Source organism: Streptomyces chattanoogensis (genome assembly GCF_001294335.1).
GTDB lineage: Bacteria > Actinomycetota > Actinomycetes > Streptomycetales > Streptomycetaceae > Streptomyces > Streptomyces chattanoogensis.
Map to the genome: position 1 here is coordinate 35,461 of NZ_LGKG01000138.1, position 16,724 is coordinate 52,184.

Consider the following 16,724-nt stretch of genomic DNA (forward strand, 5'->3'; position numbering starts at 1 on the left):
CACTTAGACCGTGTCCTACATGGCCAGCTTGAGTAGTCGTTTGTAGCAGCAGAGAGCGGCTTCCAGTCCGAGAAAGGCCAGGTAGTTACCTGGTTTCCGGGCCACCGCGGGCCATGAACGCCAGTGCGTAGTCGGTGAAGTGGCGTACGAGTGCCTCGTACACGCCGCTGCCCGCCGGATCCGCGGGGGCGTGCCGGTACACCGCGACGAACCGCTCGACATGGTCGGCCGCCTCCGCCGTGGCTATGCGAAGCAGCTCGCGGGCCGAGTACACGCCCTGCGCACGCCGCTCCTCCTCCAGCCGGTGACCTCGCTCCAGGTCGGCGTAGAGCACTTGGATTTCGCGACCGGCGGCGACCTACCAGGATCAAGGGGTCAACGGCCGTTCACAGCAGCGGAGTTGAATGTCTCGCGGTAAGTGCGCGGCGGTACCCCGACGTGCGCCTTGAACAGCGTCCGGAAGTTGGCCGGGGTGCCCAGGCCGCAGTGGCGTGCGACAGCTTCGACGGTGAGGTCGCCGGATTCGAGGAGTTCGCGTGCGCGGGCAAGCCGGGCGTCGAGCAGCCACCGCATGGGCGGCAGGCCGGTGTCGGTGTGGAAGCGGCGGATCAGGGTCCGGCGGGACACGCCGGCCCGGCGCGCCAACTGGTCGACGGTAAGCGGCTGATGCAGGTTGCGCAGGGCCCAGTCGTACAGAGCAGGGCTGCCGGATGGCTCGGGTCGCACCGGCAGGTCGATGAACGGGGCCTGGCCGCCGGTGCGGTGCGGGGCGGCCACCAGCAGGCGGGCCTGCTGGTTCGCCAGGTGAGGGCCGTGGTCGCGGCGGATGAGGTGGAGGCACAGGTCCAGGCCGGAGGACACGCCACCTGAAGTGAGCACCTGGCCCTCGTCGATGTACAGATCCTCGGGCACGACCGTCACCCTTGGGTACCGCCGAGCCAGCGCCTGCGCGTACAGCCAGTGCGTGGTGGCCCGGCGGCCGTCGAGCAGACCGGCGGCGGCGAGGGCGAACGCGCCGGTACAAATGGACACCATGCGGGTGCCGCGGGCTGCCGCCCCCGCCAGTGCGGCGGTCACCTCGGCGCCGGGCACGTCCGGCTCCAGGTAGCCCGGGACGATCACTGTGTCGGCGGATGCCAGGCAGTCCAGACCCTGCGCGACGGACAACGCAGGGCCGCCGTGCACCGGGACGGGGCCGGGCCGTTCGGCGCAGACCGTGAGCGTGTACGGGCCGTCCCGCCAGCTCCCGAAGACCTGCCAGGGGATCCCGATGTCCAGCGCGAGGACGTTTTCGAGGGCCACCACGACCACGTGGTGTCCCCCGCCTGATACCCGACCCGTCATGGCACTATCCTATCGATACATGGCACATGCGCCACTGACAGTTGAGTCCGATACGCGCCTACGGTCGCCTCATGGACACTGAAGCCAGCCGCCTGACGGCACTGCCTGACACTCCCGTCGCCCGTGCCGCCGTCGCGCTCGTTCGGTCACGCGAGAGCGAGCCCGTCGCCAACCACAGCATCCGCAGCTACGTGTTCGCCGCGCTGCTGGCCCAACACGAAGGGCTGAAGCCCGGCGTCGACTTCGACGCAGAACTCCTCTTCCACGCCTGCGTCCTGCACGACCTCGGGGCCTCGCCGTCGGCCCCGGGCCAGGCGCGCTTCGAGGTCGAAGGCGCCGACATGGCCGCCCGGTTCCTCGCCGAGCACGGCTATGGCGCCGACAAGACCGACCCGGTGTGGGAGGCGATCGCCCTGCACACCTCGGACGGCATCGCCGAACGCCGTGGCGTGCTGGCCTACCTCACCCGCCGGGGCATCGGAGTCGACATCGGCTTCGGAACCGAGTTCGTCACCGACGCCCAGGGCGAGGCGCTCCACGGCTGCTACCCGCGGCTGGACATGGCCACTGTGCTGGTCGACGACGTCGTACGGCAGGCCGCCCGCTCCCCGCAGGCCGGTGCCCGCTACACCGTCCCAGGCGAATTCCTCCGCGAACGAGGCGAACCCGGCGCCGTTACCGCCCTCGAACTCGCGGCGCGAGCCTCCCGCTGGGGCTCCTGACGGCGACACCACGCCGCAGGGCGTAGCGTCGGCACCGGGCACTCCCGACGGGCCGCTGTGCACCAGATCTGCGCGCTCACCTCTTCGCGTGATGCCGGGGCGTCCGGCTGGCTCATGACCTGGGTGCGGTCCCACGGGAGCAGGCCGGCGACGCCGCCCATGGACGCATACGGAGGTTCAGTGGTGAGGAATCAGCCCGAACCGACGCGGTCCCACCGCGCAGACGTCGGCGCAGCTCAGGCTGCGGCAATCCACATGATCGTGCTCCCCGGCGGCGGGTACGCGGCGCATGCGGCACACGAAGCGGAGCCGATCGCCAGCTGGCTCGGTGGGCTCGGCATCTCGGCGAGCGTGTTCCGGTACCCGCTCCATGCACGCCATCCCGAGCCCCTGCTGGCGCTGCGAGCCGAGATCCGGCGCCGCCACGAACAGGGCGCCGAGCGCATCGGCCTGATCGGGTTCTCCGCAGGAGGGCACCTGGCCGGGCACGCCGCGCTCGCACCGACCGCCGACCCGCACGAGTCGGTCCAGTTCGCCGTGCTCGGCTACGCGATCACGTCGATGGAGACCGAGACCTACCGGCCCGCGCGGATCATCCTGCTCGGCGAGGACGCCTCACCGGACCAGCGGCGTGAGACATCGCTGGACAAGCTCGTGACCGCCCAATCACCACCGTTCTTCCTGTGGCACACCGCCGAGGACATCTACGTCCCTCCGGAGCACACCTACCGCCTCGCCACGGCCTTGGCCGCGCACGACGTCCCGCACACAGCCCATGTCTTCGCGCACGGCCCCCACAGTCTCGGGCTCGCCCAAGGGGCCGGCGACGCGACGGCCTGGACCACGTTCGCAGCCTCCTGGATCGCCGAACAGTTCGACGCTCCCGCCAGAAGCACCACGAACTCGCACCGCTGACGACAGGGGCAACGCCACGCTGTACGAGCCGAACGCACACTTCGTCCCCACCCCCGGAACCCATCTGGTCGGCACCGAGGCCATCCCGAAGGCCCTGCAACAGCTGATCGACAGCGGCGCCCGCCTCAAGCTCGATCTTTGAGCCATACTTGCCGCGATCCACCGGATTCGGACCTGTCAGGTCCCCCTTTTCAGGGCTCGCATGTTAGAAGTCGCGCAGATAGGCGCGGTGGTGGCGTACCCGCAGCAAAGCAGGCGCAGGTCCTGTCGATCATGGAGTTACGACACTCTGTGATCACCTGGGAGATCTGTGCCTGTCCTGCCGTCATGGCTGACCGAACCACTCTGGGGGCAATTCGCGGCTCTGTTGCCCGAGCGGTCGACCTACGCGGCGACCCATCCGCTGGGCTGCCACCGGCCGCGCATCAGCGACCGGATCGTCTTCGACAAGATGCTCCAGCTCCTGCGATTCGGCTGCTCCTATCAGGCGATCGCCGACACAACCTGCTCAGCCACCACGATCCGCAATCGTCGCGACGAGTGGATCCGGCTCGGCGTTCTCGCCGAACTCAAGGAGATCGCGCTGGAGTCCTACGACCGGATCGTGGGCCTCGTCCTCGACCAGATCGCCGTCGACGGCTGCATCACCAAGGCTCCCGGCGGCGGTGAGGTCGCAGGACGTTCACCAGTCGATCGCGGCAAACAGGGCCTGAAACGCTCGGGCATGACAGATGGCTATGGGATCCCGCTGGGCCGCGTGTTGGCCGGAGCGAACCGTCACGACTCCCCACTGCTCGCCCCGACCCTGGAGCGTCTGGAGAACCTGGGACCGCTGCCCGACGACATCACCGTGCACCTGGACGCCGGCTACGACTCGGACAAGACTCGCGCCCTGCTCGACGAACGCGGCCTGCACGGCCGCATCGCACGCAAGGGCGAGAAGGCACCGATCCAGGCGAGCCAGAGGTGGCACGTCGAACGGACCCACGCCTGGCAGAACGCCTTCTACCGCCTCGCCCGATGCTACGAACGCCGTGCCAGCGTCATCGACGCCTTCTTCGACCTCGCCGACACCATCATCACCGTGCGTAGGCTGATCCGTCAGGCTTGGACGACTCACCGCTGGGACGAACGCCCGAACCGGCGTCCATGAGCGTCAGCGGCCCAGGGCGGCAGGTGGCATTCGGCCTTCCGGCCCAGCTGTAGTAGTTACCCTGGGCGGCCGGTCGACTGGAGGTCAGTACCGGTGGAGGCGTCTGGTGGTGCCTCACCGAGGGCACTGTTGAGCGTTTTCAGTGCGGCGATCACCGCGTCGACCTCCGTGTCGGCGAGTGCGGGGAGCATCTGCCGCAGAGTTGATTCGGCATCCCGGCTCCTGGCCTCCCGGGCCTGGGTGCGGGCATGGTCGGCGATCTTGGTGACGGTCCGGCGCCGGTCGGCCGGGTCGGCTCGCAGCTCGACCAGGCCCCGTTCGTGCAGTGACGCCACCACGGTGGATACCCGGCTCTGGGCGAAGCCGGTCCGCTGCGCGATGCCCCCCACCGGCTGCGGACCAATGGTGTCCAGGCACTCCAGCACCAGCAGCTCGGTCGAACCCAAGTCGGAGGCGCCCTTCATCGCCGAGGTCGCGGCAGCGGTGAGCCGCCTGCCGAGATGGTGCAGCTCAGCGAGGTTCATGAGACTGGCCTGTGGTGTCACGCACACCCCTCCTTCGGGAACATCACCAATGATACATCTGGCGTAATGCATTACGATAGATGTATCTGAAGTGATGGACCTCGGTCGCACAGACAGCGCCAAGGCGCCCCCAGGAGGAGACATGACCCGCCCGATAGTCCGAGTGCTGCTGTTTCCACTCGCCATGGCCGCGCTGCTCGTCGGCATCTACACCGCCGCCATGCACGCTCCGACCCCGCACCACCTGAAGATCGCGATCGCCGGAGCACCTGCGCAGACCGGGCCGCCGACCGCTTCCCTACGCAGAGCTCTGGGCGACGCCTACGACGTCAGCACCGTCACCTCCGCCGACCAGGCCCGGCAGCTGGTGGCACACCGAGCCGTGGCCGCCGCCTATATCCCGGCACCGACACCCGCCGACCGCAGCGCCGGTACGGCGAGCACAACTTTCGCCCAGCCGCCACATCCCGACGGCCCTGTGCTCTACGTCGCATCAGCCGCCGGCGCCGCCCGGGCCAACCTGGCCGCCCTGCCGTTCCAGAGCGCCGCCGCCCAGCAGCACCAGTTCCTCCAGGTACGCGACCTGGTCCCGCTCAGTGCCCACGACACCAGCGACACCAGCACCATGTACGCCTCGGTCGGCCTGACCCTCGCGGGCTACCTGTCGGCCATCATGCTCGCGACCGTGTTCGGCACCTCTCTCACCCGCAGGCGCACGGTGGCCACGCTCGCCGCCTTCGGCGCCGTTGCCGCCACCGCAGTCTGGCTCATCACCAGCCCGATTCTGGGAGCCGTGCACGGCTCCGCCCCCGCCATCCTCGTCACCGGTTGGCTCACCGTGATGGCCCTCGCCATGGCCACCCTGTTCCTGTCTCGCTTCTGCGGACGGATGACCCCGCTGGCCGCCGTCGGGGTCTTCATGTTCCTCGCCATGCCCGCCTCCGGAGCGGCCCTGCCCATCGAGACCATGCCCACGCCCATCCGTGCTCTGCACGACGTGCTGCCGCTGACCTCAACATCCGGCAGCCTGCGCCAGATCATGTACTTCGCCGGCGACGGCATCAGCCGCTACTGGCTCACCCTCGCCCTGTGGACCATCACCGGCCTCGCCCTCACCGTCGCGTATGACGCCATCAAGGCCCGCCGCGCCGGTCACCAATGCGACACAACTGCCGTGCCCCGCCAGGCAGCTGAACCCACCCCTTCGCGCTGACCACGCCCCCCCGGCACACGCCCACTAGACACCCCAGAACGAGGCCGAACCCATGACCGAAGCACCCCTGCCGTTCCACGACCACGACACCGAGCCGGCCGCGCAGACAGGCGACCCGCTGACACTCCTAGCCACCGAAGGCGACCTGACCGGTCTCGACTTCACCGGCCTGGACCTGCGCCAAGCTCTGCGCGGCACTCCGCGCCCCCGCACGTTCACCCGCTGCACCTTCACCGAAGCCAACCTGCGCGGCGCCCACCTCGCCGAAGCCGTCTTCACCGACTGCACCGCTGCAGCAGCCGACTTCACCGGCGCCCTGCTCGATCAGGCCCGCTGGCAGGGCGGCAGCGCCGCCGGAGCCAACTTCACCGACGCCGACTGCGGTGATCTCACCTGTGACGGCGTCGACCTGGCCAACACCAAATGGGGCGGCGCCCTGCTCGCCGATGCCACCTTCACCGGCTGCCGCATGATCGGAGCCCGCCTCACCGGCCACCGCGGCCTGGGACTCCAACTGACCCGCTGCAACCTGGCCGTCGCCAACCTCAACGGCCTGAGCCTGCGCGGCACCCACCTCATCGGCATCCGCCTCACCGAAGCCAACCTCGGCGGCGTCGACTTCCGCGACGCCACCCTCGAAGACTGCCGACTCGCCGACGCCATCCTCCGGGCCACCGACTTCACCGGAGCCGACCTACGCGGCTCCGACCTCGGCGAACTCACCACCGCCACCGCCACACAGCTTCGCGGCGCCGTCATCTCCCCAAGCCAAGCCGCCCAAATCTGCACCGCCCTCGGCCTGACCGTCATCGGCTGACCCCTGATGACAGGACAGGCACAAGTCACCCCGTTGATCACAGAGCGTCGCAACTCCGTGATCGCCAAGACCTGTGCCTGCTTCTGCCGAACACAACCACCGCACCTATCTGCGCGACCTCTTAACCGAGTCGATCGCGCAGCGAGACCAGTCCAGTTCACCGCGGGAGCCGAGTTCGTCAAGGACCAGGCGATGGAGGTTCGCCCACACCCGGGCCTTCGACCACTCGGCGAAGCGCCGGTGAGCCGTGGGCCCTGAAGGACCGAACGACCGAAACCGGGACGGGGCGCCGTGGCGGATCTGCCTGCGCGTTTCGGTCCCTGGAAGACCTGCACGAGCGGCACAGACGCTGGTCGGCGGACGGCACGCGGGACAGGCTCTTCGCCGCTGTCTTGGCCGACGCTGACGCGGAGGGCCGCATCGACTGGTCGATGGTGAGCGTAGACTCCACCTCTTGCCGAGCTCACCAGCACGCCGCCGGAGGCTGCAAGAAGCCCCGCGACTGCCGAGAAAAGACGCCACACCCCGGCAGCACCGCCCTGACGAGGGACTCGGACGTTCCCGGGTGACCGAGGTACTGGTGGGTCCAGTCGCACAGTCCGTCGATCGTCACCCGCAGGGCCTGGCCCGCCTTGGTAAGGGTGTACTCGACCCGCGGCGGCACGACGGGGTGCACCGTCCTCTCGATCAGACCGTTGCGCTCCAGCACGAGCAGGTTCTGGGTGAGCATCTTGTGACTGATGCCCTCGATCTCGTTCCGCAACTCGCTGAAGCGCAGGGTGTGTTCACCGAGAGACTCGATGATCAGGAGCGCCCACTTGTTGGCGACGTTCGAGAAGATCTCCCGCGCCAGCGAGTCCGCACGCCTCAGGTCCGTATCCTCGGGCGAGCCGCTGAACTGCTTGGTCACCATCAGGTGTGTCCGGCGTCGGTATCGGGGCGGCGGTTATCGGGGCAGGGTCTGGGTGATGCGCCACAGGCGGCGGGGCAGGTCGCCTTCCTCGAAGGCGTGGACCTCGTCCAGGGTCCAGCCGTCGGCGAGGTCGTCGACCAGGTGGCGGGGGAAGAAGTGCACGGCGAAGCCGCCGTGCTCGAAGATGTCATCGCCGTGGGCTGTGCCGGCGCCGTAATGAGCATCGCCGGTATGCCGCACCGTGTAGACGAACACCCCACCCGGCCGCAGGACGCGGCGGACCTCACCGACTGCTGCGTGGATCTCCTTGGTGGACAGGGCCATGCACAGCAGCATGTGCGCGAAGACCGCGTCCACGGAGGCGTCCGCCAGCGGCAGCGGGTCGCAGACGTCGTGCACCGTGGTGGTCACCCGTTCGGCGACACCGTGCTCGTGGGCAGCGGTACGCAGCTGGTCCAGGCCGGTGGCACTGAAGTCGGTGGCGAGAACGGTGAAGCCTTCCCGCGCGAAGTACAGTGCGTCGCGGCCGTGCCCGGCTCCCAGCTCCAGTACGTCCTTCGCGTCGGCGGCACGGAACACCGTCGCCGCGTGGCGGGCGGGCGCCGACGGGGTCTGACCGTACAACCCCGAGTGCGTGCTGTAGGTCTGCTGCCAGTGTGCGCGCTGCGCTTCGGCCAGCTCTTCCTGCCGGCCGTCGTCGGCGCTGCCGCCGGCGGCGGACTTCAGGGCCTGCCGCAGCCGGCCGAGGGCGGGCAGGCCGGCCAGCCCGCCTTCGGTTCGGTATATCCGGCAGGTCAGCCCCGGCTGGCGGCCCGGCTCGGCAAACAGGTCGCGGCCGTCGACCAGGACGGTCGGGGAACCGATGAAACCAGTCCGCTCGGCCTCGGCCTGTTCACTGATCACGCGGGTGGTGAACGACATCTCGCGCTGCCCGATGTCGTCAAGCGCCTGCCGCAGCAGATCGGCCGCGGGCTCCTCGTTCGGGCAGTCGGCCACCACCACAAGCTCGATCTCCATGACTCCAGGATCACGCATGCCCGTGGGTACGGATTCGATGATGCGGCAGATCATGCCCTCGTCACTGCGGCCGGCCGCGTCAGTGCCGGCTGTTGAGGAAGCCGATGGCGACCGCTCCCCACCAGCAAAGCTGAGACACACCCGCGGTAGCCGCGCCCCATATCAGGACCCGAGGCGATGGTGTGCAGGCTGCGCTCTGGGACAGACGGTGGGCAAGCACTTTGGCCTGCAGACCGTTGAGCGTAAGGATCAGTACAAGGGCCAGCTTGGTGCAGGTGAGGGGAGAACCGAGGTCGGGGTGGAGCATGGCGCCGCTGCCAACCAGTCCGGCCAGGCCCGCCCAGACCGGCGCATGGAGACGGTTGGCGGTGGTGAGCGCTTCGGACAGCGAACACCTGCCCGTAAGCCACAGCAGGCCGTAGTAGTCGATCACCACAACCGCACCGAACCCCAGCACCAGGGAGGCCAGGTGGATGAAGAGGGCCACCGTGTGGAGAGCCGGGTCGGGGTGCAGATGGGCAGAAACCCACAAACAACTGGCGAGCGTGAGGCTGGCCAGCAGAGCGGCAACACCGAGGGCCCACCATGAGTCGTGCAGGCGCAGGGGAGGGCTTTGACCTGCAGAGGTGTTGGTTGCGGACAGCGATGGCACGTCGGTCTCCAGGCGGCTCACACATAAAGAAGGCAAGGCTTACCTAAATGTCGCCGCCCCGGTCAACACCGAAAGGCCGGATCGGCCCGCGGGCACCCAAAGCGTGGCCTCGTCGAGATGTTGCCGAGATCTGACGAATCAATGGTTGTTAGGTAAGCCTTGCCTGCTCTATGTTCTGCGCGCCGCTCCCCCTCGGTTCCGCAGTCACCTGGAGCATCGTGTCCGGTTCTCAGATCGCTCTGCTCGGCGCCATCGCCGGCTTCACCATCTATCTCGGGCTGCCCATCGGCCGCCTGCGTAACCCCGCACCCCGGCTGAGGGCCGGGCTCAATGCAGTCGCCATCGGCATCCTGCTCTTCCTGTTCTGGGACGTTCTCAGCGCAGCCTGGGAGCCCACCGACGCCGCGCTGGGCGACAAGCACTGGGGTACCGCCGCCACCGGTGGGCTGGTCCTCGCCGCCGGTCTCGCTGCCGGTCTGGCCGGCCTCGTCTACTACGACCGCTGGACCGCACGCCGCCAGACCTCCGCCGTCGTGTCCTCCTCCGACGGTCCGGGGGCGGCCGCCGGGACCGAACCGGCACCGGCGCCGCAGTCTCAGGCCGGCAGCCTGGCGATGATGATCGCCATCGGCATCGGGCTGCACAACTTCGCCGAGGGCCTGGCCATCGGCAACTCCGCCGCCAAGGGCGAGATCTCGCTGGCCGTGCTGCTCATCATCGGCTTCGGTCTGCACAACGCCACCGAAGGCTTCGGCATCGTCGCGCCTCTGGCCGCCGAGGGCACCCGCCCCTCCTGGATAAGTCTCGCGCTGCTCGGCCTGATCGGCGGCGGCCCCACCTTCGCCGGAACCCTGCTGGGCCAGCACCTGGTCAGCGACACGCTCTCCATCGCCTTCCTGGGGCTGGCGGCCGGATCGATCCTCTACGTCGTCATCGAACTCCTGGCCGTCGCCCGCCGCGCGGCCCTGAAGGAGCTCACCACCTGGATGATCCTCGTCGGCCTGCTCCTGGGCTTCGCCACCGACGCCGTCGTCACCGCCGCCGGCGTCTGAAACGTCTGAAACACCGGAAGCGAACACGCCTCGCTGCGAGGGGGGACAGCCGCCCTCGCGGCGTCCACCCCGCGGCGGCGGCAACGACACCCCGGGATTACGCGAGGACGGACCGAACCGACTCCGGTGACCGTCCCAGCACCATCGTGCCGTCGTCGGCGGTGATGATCGGCCGCTGAATCAACGTGGGGTGGGCGGCAAGCTCCTCGATCCACCGGGTGCGGTCCGCCGCTTCGCGCGGCCACGCCGCCAGGCACCGAGGTACCAACGGTGCAGCGCGGCAATCGCCTCCGGCTGAAGCCCAAGTCGCGCATGGTGCCACCTGGGCTTTGTCCGAGCCGGCCGGTCAGTTGTCGCGGTAGTTCGGGGCCTTGATGAGCAGATGCTGACGCCCCGTGATCTCCGGTACGTAGACCGTCTCGTTCCAGCCGGGCTCGGCCACCGGCTCCAGAGCGATCGAGACGGCGCCTTCGTGGACGCCGAAGTGCTCCGTGACGAAAGCGGTGACCGTCTCGGCGAGCTGTTTCTTCTGCTCGTCGGTGAAGTCCACGGGGAAGTGTTTGATGTTGACGTGCGGCATAGGGGCTCAGGGCTCCTTGGTTTCGTCGGAGGGCTGTGGGGTGGGCTTACCGGAACGAGGGAGAGTGGCGTGTGCCGAGGTGGGATCGGATCGCCGACACCAGTTCGGCGACGCCCTGTTCCTTCAGCACGCTGTAGTGGTCGCCGTCCAGGTCGACCACGGCGGGGGGCGTGGCGGAGTAACCGGAGCGGCCCTCGATGAACGAGTAGTCGTCTCCCGCGGCCTTGAAGATGGCCACCGGAGCGTTCAGGCGTCGTTCGGCCAGTTCGCGGAAGGTGTACTCGAATTCGTACGTCTCCGCCACGATCCGGGTGATCCTCCGGATGAGCTGCTCGTCGAGGGCGGGAGACACGCTGTGGACGAAGGCCAAGAAGCTGTCCTCGTCCCGCGTTACCTCCAGGCACTGATCCAGCTCGGGTCCGCTGATGGTGCCCGCGAAGACGGAGAACAGGATCGTCACATACGCCGGGTTGCGGTACGAGGCCGCACGCCCGTGGCGGTCGCCGTCGGCCTCGCGGACCTTCGGGTTCCCGGGGCAGAGCAACAGCAGGTTCGCCACCTGCTCGCCGGCCTGCTCCAGTTGCCAGGCCGCCTCGAAGGCGACCCGTGCGCCGAAGGAGTACCCCCACAGCGTGTACGGGCCCCTGGGTTGCACGCGCCGGATCTCGGCCACGTCGGCGGCGGCCATCTCCCGGATCGTCGGGTAGGGCGTCTCTCCGGCGTTGATGCCATGGGCCTGTATCCCGTAGAAGGGCCGGCCGATGCCCGCCTCGCGCCCCAGCAGGCGGAGGTTCATCGGATAGCCCCCAAGTCCCGGCCAGCAGAACACCGGGCTGTCCGCACCCTCGTTGTCCAGCAGCACCAGCCGTGAGGACGGTTCACTGCCGTCGCTCCCGATCCGGGCCGCCAGATCGGCCAGCTTCGGGCACTCGAAGACGACCTGGAGCGGCAGCTGCGTACCGAACTCCTTGTTGATCTTGTTGATGAGCGCGACGGCGGTCAGCGAGTTCCCTCCGGAGGCGAAGAACTCGTCCTCCACGGAGACGTTCTCGTACTTCAGCGCCTTGCCCCACTCCTCGGCGAGCCAGCACTCGGTCCGTGTCGCGGGGGCGACGTAGGGAGCGGCCGTATCGGCCGAGCGGACGGCATCGGAGGCGGCCAGGGCCTTGCCGTCGATCTTCCCGTTCGCGGTCAGCGGCAGCTCGTCGAGCACCAGGACCCGGTTCGGGATCATGTAGTCGGGCAGGAGATGGGCCAGTTCGTCCTTGATCATCTCCGCCGGGCCCTTCATGTGGACCGCGTCCTCGTGCATGCCCTCGCTGCGGATCTGCTCCTCGCTGACCTTGCCGCCGAGGAAGAAGTACGACGCGCCGGACCCGATCCCGCACGCGGCCAGGATGTCGTCCATGCGCCGTGCCGCCGGCAGCGGATGGCCGGTCCTGGAGCTGTAGCCGGACGACATGAAGCCCAGCCCGAGGCCGTTGCGCTGCAGGTGGTGCAGTTTTGTCCCCAGGCTGATGTACTCCAGCCACTCCTGGTCGGCCCGGCTGACGGCGGTGATGCCGAAGCCTGCCCGGTCGTACACCTTCTGGTTGATGGCGATCACATGCTTACGGAGCACCAGATCGTCGGAAATGCGGACGAGATCGCCGCGCACATGACAATACTGACCGGCCGTCAGATCTGCCACGCCTCCAGGGTGGGCCTGCACAAAGATCTCGGTCGGGTCCTGCGGGGGCATCCCGTCGCTGGGGTGAATCTCGAATGTGCCCAGGTAGTAGTCCTCGTCGGCGACGTCCAGGCCGTTCTTGACGGACGGGCGGTAGGCCAAGGGGCGGATGTTCAGCCCGTATTCGGGCAGCACCTCCTCGAACAAGCCGACCATGTGCCCGGTTTCGAACTCCAGCACTTCCTGGATGTTGTTCTTGTACACCGGCTCGATCGCCCGCTTCTTGCCGACGAAGTGAACCGCGAAAGACGTACCCGACGGGTCGGCCGCATCACCGATCCGGACCAGGGTGTGGTCGACGGGGTGGTAGTAGTACACGCCCGCATCCAGGCCGGCCACGCCGCCGGCCCCGCCGGCCTCCAGATACATCTGCGTCGCATACAACGCGCCGGGCGAAGCGTAGGCGTACTTCGGCAGCAGCCGCTCCGCACTGCGGTACTGGCCGAACCACCTGAGGATCTCGCCGAGTTCGGCGAACGTCACCTCATCAAGGCCGCAGGAGAAGCTGCTGACCGTCCGCGGGGCGAGAAGTTCCAGGACGTCGGCCCGGGTGACCTGCCCGCCCTCGTAGAAGCGGTAGGTCTTGCGGGCAAAGGTCTCCCGCCGCTGACGCTGGGTCTCCTGCTTTCCGGGCAGTTCCACCACTGGTCTTGCGTGGAGCTCCTCAGGGTCCCTGACGCCCGGGTTGGACAGTTGCGCCTTCACCTGAAGCTTGGTCGCCTTGGACTGGTGGTGACCGCCGTGGTTCCCCTGGTCCATCAGCGCTGCTTCCTTCGGGTTCAGCTCGACGCACGCCACCAGGTTCTGGAAGCCGGTCCGGGCGTCGTCGGTGACGAGGGCAGCCGCTCGCTTGACCCAGGTGTGCTCCTCGATGGCCAGGGCGATTTCGTCCAGCTCGACGCGGTAGCCGCGCAGCTTGATCTGGTTGTCGGTCCGGCCGGAGAACTGGATCGTGCCGTCCGGGTTCCAGTAGGCCAGGTCCCCGGTCCGGTACAGCCGCTCCGTCGGGACGAAGGGCGAGGGGACGAAACGCTCCCGCGTCTGCTCGGGCCGGTGGAGGTAGCCGCGCGCCAGCTGGACGCCGCCGATGTACAGCTCGCCGGTCTCACCGATGTCCACCGGTGCGAGATCCTTGTCGAGGATGAAGCACTGGGTGTTGTCGACGGGCACGCCGATCGGGATCGTGCCGGCACCTTCGCCGATCTCGTCCGGGTCGACCAGATACGCGGTCGCGTTGATGGTGCACTCGGTCGGGCCGTAGAGATTGACCAGCGAGACCCACGGAAGCTCGTCGGCGAAGGTCCGGGCAAGCTGCCGGGAGAGTGCCTCACCGCCGGAGAACACCCGTCGGAGCGAGGTGCACAGGGAGAACTCCTCGTTGTCCAGCAGCGCCTGAAGCAGGGTCGGCACGCACTGGAGCGTGGTCACCTCGTGCTTGACGAGGGTCTGGATCAGGGCCTGCGGGTCCCGGTAGATGCCGGGTGCACCCACCACGACCCGACCGCCCACCGCAGGAGCCAGGATCTCCCACTGCGCCGCGTCGAAGCTCATCGGCGTCTTCTGCAGCACCGTGGTGCCCTTGCCCAGGTGTCCGCAGGCGTGCATCCACCGCATCTGGGACATGATGCTGCGGTGCTCGATCATCACGCCCTTCGGCCTGCCCGTGCTGCCCGAGGTGTAGATGACATACGCCAAGTCGTCCGGCCGGGGCACCGTGGGACTCATCTCGGTGCCGGGCTCTTCGCGGCGGGCCTCGGCCTCGGCCAGGGTGACGATCCGCGTCCCTCGCGGGACAAGCTCGGCCAGGCGCGCGGCCAGGTGGTCCTGGGTGACGATGACGCGGGTGCGGCTGTCCTCGATCATGTAGCGCAGCCGGTCCTCGGGGTACTCCGGGGACAGCGGCAGATAGGCGGCTCCAGCGAACAGGATGCCCCACGCGCCGGCCATCAGGTCCAGGGACGGTTCGACGTACAGACCGACGCTGTCGTCAGCGCCCACGCCCAGCCGCTGCAGGCAGGCGGCCAGCCGGCTTCCCGCCTGCACCAGCTCCCGGTAGGTGAGGCTCTGGTCACCGCAGGCGGCCACCATGGCCTCGGGCTGAGCCTCCGCCTGCTCCTTCAGCAGGCCGGGAAGGCTACTGCCCAGGTGCGTGTGGCGTATTCGTGCGCCGAACGGTGCGGTCTTCACGGGTTCCTCCCCACTCACTGATGCATGGTCACGAGGCATGAGCGACGGGCTCCTCAGCCGATATCTGGACTCTCGGCCGCTGCCGGGGCTGGGCCAGGACGACAGCGGCGACGACGGCCACGGCGCCGGCCAGCTGGAGCGGCGACAACGCCTGGCCGAGGAAGGCGTAGCCGAGGACCGTTGCGGCCAACGGGCTGGCGAACCCGAGGATCGATACCGCCAGTGCGGGAAGCCGCTCGATGCCCCGGAACCACACCGCGTAGGCGACCAGGGCCCCGATCACGCTCAGGTACCCGAACCCGGCAATGTTCGAGCCGGTGATGCGACCGGGGAGTCCCTCGGCGACCAGCGCGGCCGGCGCCAGAACCAGGCCCCCGACGGTCAACTGCCAACCCGTGAAGGTCAGTACGTTCACCCCCGCCGGCCGACCCCAGCGCTTGGTGAGCACGATGCCGGACGCCATGCAGACCGCGCCCCCCAGACCGGCCAGCACACCTACGGCGTCCAGACCCGCCTGCGGCTGCAGCACCAGCAGCGCCACCCCCACCACCCCGAGCACGCACGCCGCCACTTGCATCGGCCGGATCCGGTCCTTCAGCAACGCTGCCGCCAGCAGCAGCACCAGCATCGGCTGCACCGAAACCACCAGGGCCGCAACGCCACCGGGCAGGTGATACGCGGCCACGAACAGCAGGTAGAAGAACGCGCCGATGTTCAGCACACCCAGCACCAGGGCACGCCACCACCACACCCCGCGCGGCAGCACCCGGCCGACCGCGAGCAGCACCAGCCCGGCCGGCAGCGCTCGCACGGTGGAGGCCAGCAGCGGCCTGTCGGGCGGCAGGAGCTCCGTCGTCACCAGGTAGGTGCTGCCCCAGACCGCCGGAGCCAGGGCGGTCAGGACCGTGTCGAACGCCAGCCGGTTGCCTCTCACTTCGCCCCCTGCACTGCCAAGACCCATGAGACGTACAGGACAGCAGCGCCTATGACAGGCACGGATCTGGGCACGGCGATTTCTCCCATTCGGGCAGGACTGCGCAGCAGGAAATGTCGGACCGGCCGCACCTTCGAGTGCGCGACAGAAACCGACCGGTGAGACCATAAGCTAGGCAAGGCTTACCTAACAAGAGCGCGTTCCGCAGGGCGCCTGCCGCGTATGGCCTGCGATCTCTCGCAGGGCAGTCGACTCAACAGCCCTGAGACGGCACAGCTGTTGCGCCAGGCCGCACCTGAACCAGGGCGCGGGCCGCACACACTTGCCCTTACACTTAGGTACGCCTAACCTATGCCGGTGGCTGCCCCCGTCGAAGTTGTCACCTCCGTCGAAAGGGCCCACCGATGTCATCCCTCCGCAAGAACGCCGACAAGGCCACGCCCTATGCGCTGGGTCTCTTCCGGATCGTCATCGGCCTGCTCTTCGCCTGCCACGGCGCGTCTTCGCTCTTCGGGATCTTCGGCGGGCACATGGGCCAGGGCGGAACCGTTCCCACCGGCGTCTGGCCCTACTGGCGGTGATGCGGGCCGCGAGCGCAGCGGCCTTTTCCGCGATCACCGCCTCACCCGGCGCCAAAGCGCACTACCGGCGTCGACGCGACGACCACGGAGACAGGCACGCAGCCGCCCAGACGCACCTTAAGACCGACGGCATCTGGGTGCACTACGGCTTCACCGGCACGGCATGTGGGTCACACCCCCGATAGGGCGCTGGGCCGTACTGCTGGCCAACAAGCTCTACTGCACCCGCGATCGGGCCTCTGGCCGATGTCCACGATGCCTTCCGCGCCGTGGCATTCCGCTGACGCTCGCTCCCGCGTCCAGCACGCCGCCCCGCCAACGCACGTCGACGTCGTCAGGAGGTGCTCCGGGCCGAGGACGAACTGGTCGCCCATCGCCCTGACCCGGCAGC

Annotated in this window: 14 protein-coding genes and 6 pseudogenes; 9 read left to right on the forward strand and 11 right to left on the reverse strand. The window is 68.5% G+C overall.

Features of this window, described 5'->3' with window-relative positions; translation table 11 throughout:
* Positions 1 to 85 precede the first annotated feature (85 nt).
* Together ADL29_RS18535 and ADL29_RS18540 are read right to left on the reverse strand one after the other, a co-directional pair.
* Positions 86 to 334 carry a hypothetical protein gene (locus ADL29_RS18535; protein WP_211274342.1) on the reverse strand — a complete coding sequence of 83 codons (249 nt, stop codon included), beginning with the start codon at positions 332 to 334 and terminating at the stop codon, positions 86 to 88.
* A gap of 41 nt (positions 335 to 375) precedes the next feature.
* Positions 376 to 1,344: a GlxA family transcriptional regulator gene (locus ADL29_RS18540; RefSeq protein ID WP_053924767.1), complete on the reverse strand. Its 969-nt coding sequence runs from the start codon at positions 1,342 to 1,344 to the stop codon at positions 376 to 378.
* A 71-nt stretch (positions 1,345 to 1,415) separates the two neighbouring features.
* Between ADL29_RS18540 and ADL29_RS18545 the strand changes: the two genes are divergently transcribed.
* From ADL29_RS18545 to ADL29_RS18555, 3 genes are all read left to right on the forward strand, one after another.
* Positions 1,416 to 2,066 carry an HD domain-containing protein gene (locus tag ADL29_RS18545; protein WP_053924768.1) on the forward strand — a complete coding sequence of 217 codons (651 nt, stop codon included), beginning with the start codon at positions 1,416 to 1,418 and terminating at the stop codon, positions 2,064 to 2,066.
* 255 nt (positions 2,067 to 2,321) lie between these two features.
* Entirely contained in the window at positions 2,322 to 2,981 is a 660-nt protein-coding gene (locus tag ADL29_RS18550) for an alpha/beta hydrolase (protein WP_053924769.1), read from the forward strand.
* A 310-nt stretch (positions 2,982 to 3,291) separates the two neighbouring features.
* Complete coding sequence (locus ADL29_RS18555; RefSeq protein WP_053924770.1) at positions 3,292 to 4,134, forward strand: IS5 family transposase; 843 nt, start codon at positions 3,292 to 3,294, stop codon at positions 4,132 to 4,134.
* A gap of 56 nt (positions 4,135 to 4,190) precedes the next feature.
* On the opposite strand, the gene ADL29_RS18560 is transcribed toward ADL29_RS18555, so the two are convergent.
* Complete coding sequence (locus ADL29_RS18560; protein WP_245689505.1) at positions 4,191 to 4,658, reverse strand: MarR family winged helix-turn-helix transcriptional regulator; 468 nt, start codon at positions 4,656 to 4,658, stop codon at positions 4,191 to 4,193.
* A gap of 142 nt (positions 4,659 to 4,800) precedes the next feature.
* Between ADL29_RS18560 and ADL29_RS18565 the strand changes: the two genes are divergently transcribed.
* Positions 4,801 to 5,871 carry an ABC transporter permease gene (locus ADL29_RS18565; RefSeq protein ID WP_053924771.1) on the forward strand — a complete coding sequence of 357 codons (1,071 nt, stop codon included), beginning with the start codon at positions 4,801 to 4,803 and terminating at the stop codon, positions 5,869 to 5,871.
* A gap of 52 nt (positions 5,872 to 5,923) precedes the next feature.
* Positions 5,924 to 6,688 carry a pentapeptide repeat-containing protein gene (locus ADL29_RS18570; RefSeq protein WP_053924772.1) on the forward strand — a complete coding sequence of 255 codons (765 nt, stop codon included), beginning with the start codon at positions 5,924 to 5,926 and terminating at the stop codon, positions 6,686 to 6,688.
* Between the two features lie 123 nt (positions 6,689 to 6,811).
* Here ADL29_RS18570 and ADL29_RS41155 read toward each other — a convergent pair.
* A pseudogene (locus tag ADL29_RS41155) lies at positions 6,812 to 6,955 on the reverse strand (IS5/IS1182 family transposase); the annotation flags it as partial.
* Positions 6,956 to 6,959: 4 nt separating this feature from the next.
* Here ADL29_RS41155 and ADL29_RS41160 point away from each other — a divergent pair.
* A pseudogene (locus ADL29_RS41160) lies at positions 6,960 to 7,253 on the forward strand (transposase); the annotation flags it as partial.
* Here the strand turns inward: ADL29_RS41160 and ADL29_RS18575 are convergent.
* From ADL29_RS18575 to ADL29_RS18585, 3 genes and pseudogenes are all read right to left on the reverse strand, one after another.
* Positions 7,254 to 7,601 (reverse strand): annotated as a pseudogene (locus tag ADL29_RS18575) (winged helix-turn-helix transcriptional regulator); the annotation flags it as partial. It abuts the pseudogene before it with no gap.
* A gap of 33 nt (positions 7,602 to 7,634) precedes the next feature.
* On the reverse strand, positions 7,635 to 8,618 hold the full coding sequence (locus tag ADL29_RS18580; protein WP_245689507.1) for a class I SAM-dependent methyltransferase: 984 nt from the start codon (positions 8,616 to 8,618) through the stop codon (positions 7,635 to 7,637).
* A gap of 79 nt (positions 8,619 to 8,697) precedes the next feature.
* On the reverse strand, positions 8,698 to 9,291 hold the full coding sequence (locus tag ADL29_RS18585; RefSeq protein ID WP_211274343.1) for a hypothetical protein: 594 nt from the start codon (positions 9,289 to 9,291) through the stop codon (positions 8,698 to 8,700).
* A gap of 197 nt (positions 9,292 to 9,488) precedes the next feature.
* Here ADL29_RS18585 and ADL29_RS18590 point away from each other — a divergent pair, with 197 nt between their 5' ends.
* The gene (locus ADL29_RS18590) at positions 9,489 to 10,322 is read left to right on the forward strand and encodes a ZIP family metal transporter (protein WP_053924831.1); all 834 of its coding nucleotides are present in this window, start codon (positions 9,489 to 9,491) and stop codon (positions 10,320 to 10,322) included.
* Positions 10,323 to 10,419: 97 nt separating this feature from the next.
* Here ADL29_RS18590 and ADL29_RS41165 read toward each other — a convergent pair.
* The 4 genes and pseudogenes from ADL29_RS41165 to ADL29_RS18605 all read right to left on the reverse strand — a co-directional run.
* Positions 10,420 to 10,575: pseudogene (locus tag ADL29_RS41165) on the reverse strand (arsenate reductase family protein); the annotation flags it as partial.
* A 93-nt stretch (positions 10,576 to 10,668) separates the two neighbouring features.
* Complete coding sequence (locus ADL29_RS18595) at positions 10,669 to 10,902, reverse strand: tautomerase family protein (protein ID WP_053924773.1); 234 nt, start codon at positions 10,900 to 10,902, stop codon at positions 10,669 to 10,671.
* Positions 10,903 to 10,948: 46 nt separating this feature from the next.
* Positions 10,949 to 14,818: an amino acid adenylation domain-containing protein gene (locus ADL29_RS18600; protein ID WP_053924774.1), complete on the reverse strand. Its 3,870-nt coding sequence runs from the start codon at positions 14,816 to 14,818 to the stop codon at positions 10,949 to 10,951.
* Between the two features lie 28 nt (positions 14,819 to 14,846).
* On the reverse strand, positions 14,847 to 15,752 hold the full coding sequence (locus ADL29_RS18605; protein ID WP_053924775.1) for an EamA family transporter: 906 nt from the start codon (positions 15,750 to 15,752) through the stop codon (positions 14,847 to 14,849).
* A 404-nt stretch (positions 15,753 to 16,156) separates the two neighbouring features.
* Here ADL29_RS18605 and ADL29_RS41170 point away from each other — a divergent pair.
* Together ADL29_RS41170 and ADL29_RS46625 are read left to right on the forward strand one after the other, a co-directional pair.
* Positions 16,157 to 16,327 (forward strand): annotated as a pseudogene (locus tag ADL29_RS41170) (DoxX family protein); the annotation flags it as partial.
* Between the two features lie 26 nt (positions 16,328 to 16,353).
* A pseudogene (locus tag ADL29_RS46625) lies at positions 16,354 to 16,617 on the forward strand (hypothetical protein); the annotation flags it as partial.
* Between the last annotated feature and the right edge of the window lie 107 nt (positions 16,618 to 16,724).

Coding starts and splice junctions, on each gene's coding strand:
- ADL29_RS18580 (WP_245689507.1), bottom strand. CDS start 8,618: ATGGAGATCGAGCTTGTGGTGGTGGCCGACTGCCCGAACGAGGAGCCC.
- ADL29_RS18565 (WP_053924771.1), top strand. CDS start 4,801: ATGACCCGCCCGATAGTCCGAGTGCTGCTGTTTCCACTCGCCATGGCC.
- ADL29_RS18545 (WP_053924768.1), top strand. CDS start 1,416: ATGGACACTGAAGCCAGCCGCCTGACGGCACTGCCTGACACTCCCGTC.
- ADL29_RS18570 (WP_053924772.1), top strand. CDS start 5,924: ATGACCGAAGCACCCCTGCCGTTCCACGACCACGACACCGAGCCGGCC.
- ADL29_RS18560 (WP_245689505.1), bottom strand. CDS start 4,658: ATGAACCTCGCTGAGCTGCACCATCTCGGCAGGCGGCTCACCGCTGCC.
- ADL29_RS18550 (WP_053924769.1), top strand. CDS start 2,322: ATGATCGTGCTCCCCGGCGGCGGGTACGCGGCGCATGCGGCACACGAA.
- ADL29_RS18595 (WP_053924773.1), bottom strand. CDS start 10,902: ATGCCGCACGTCAACATCAAACACTTCCCCGTGGACTTCACCGACGAG.
- ADL29_RS18540 (WP_053924767.1), bottom strand. CDS start 1,344: ATGACGGGTCGGGTATCAGGCGGGGGACACCACGTGGTCGTGGTGGCC.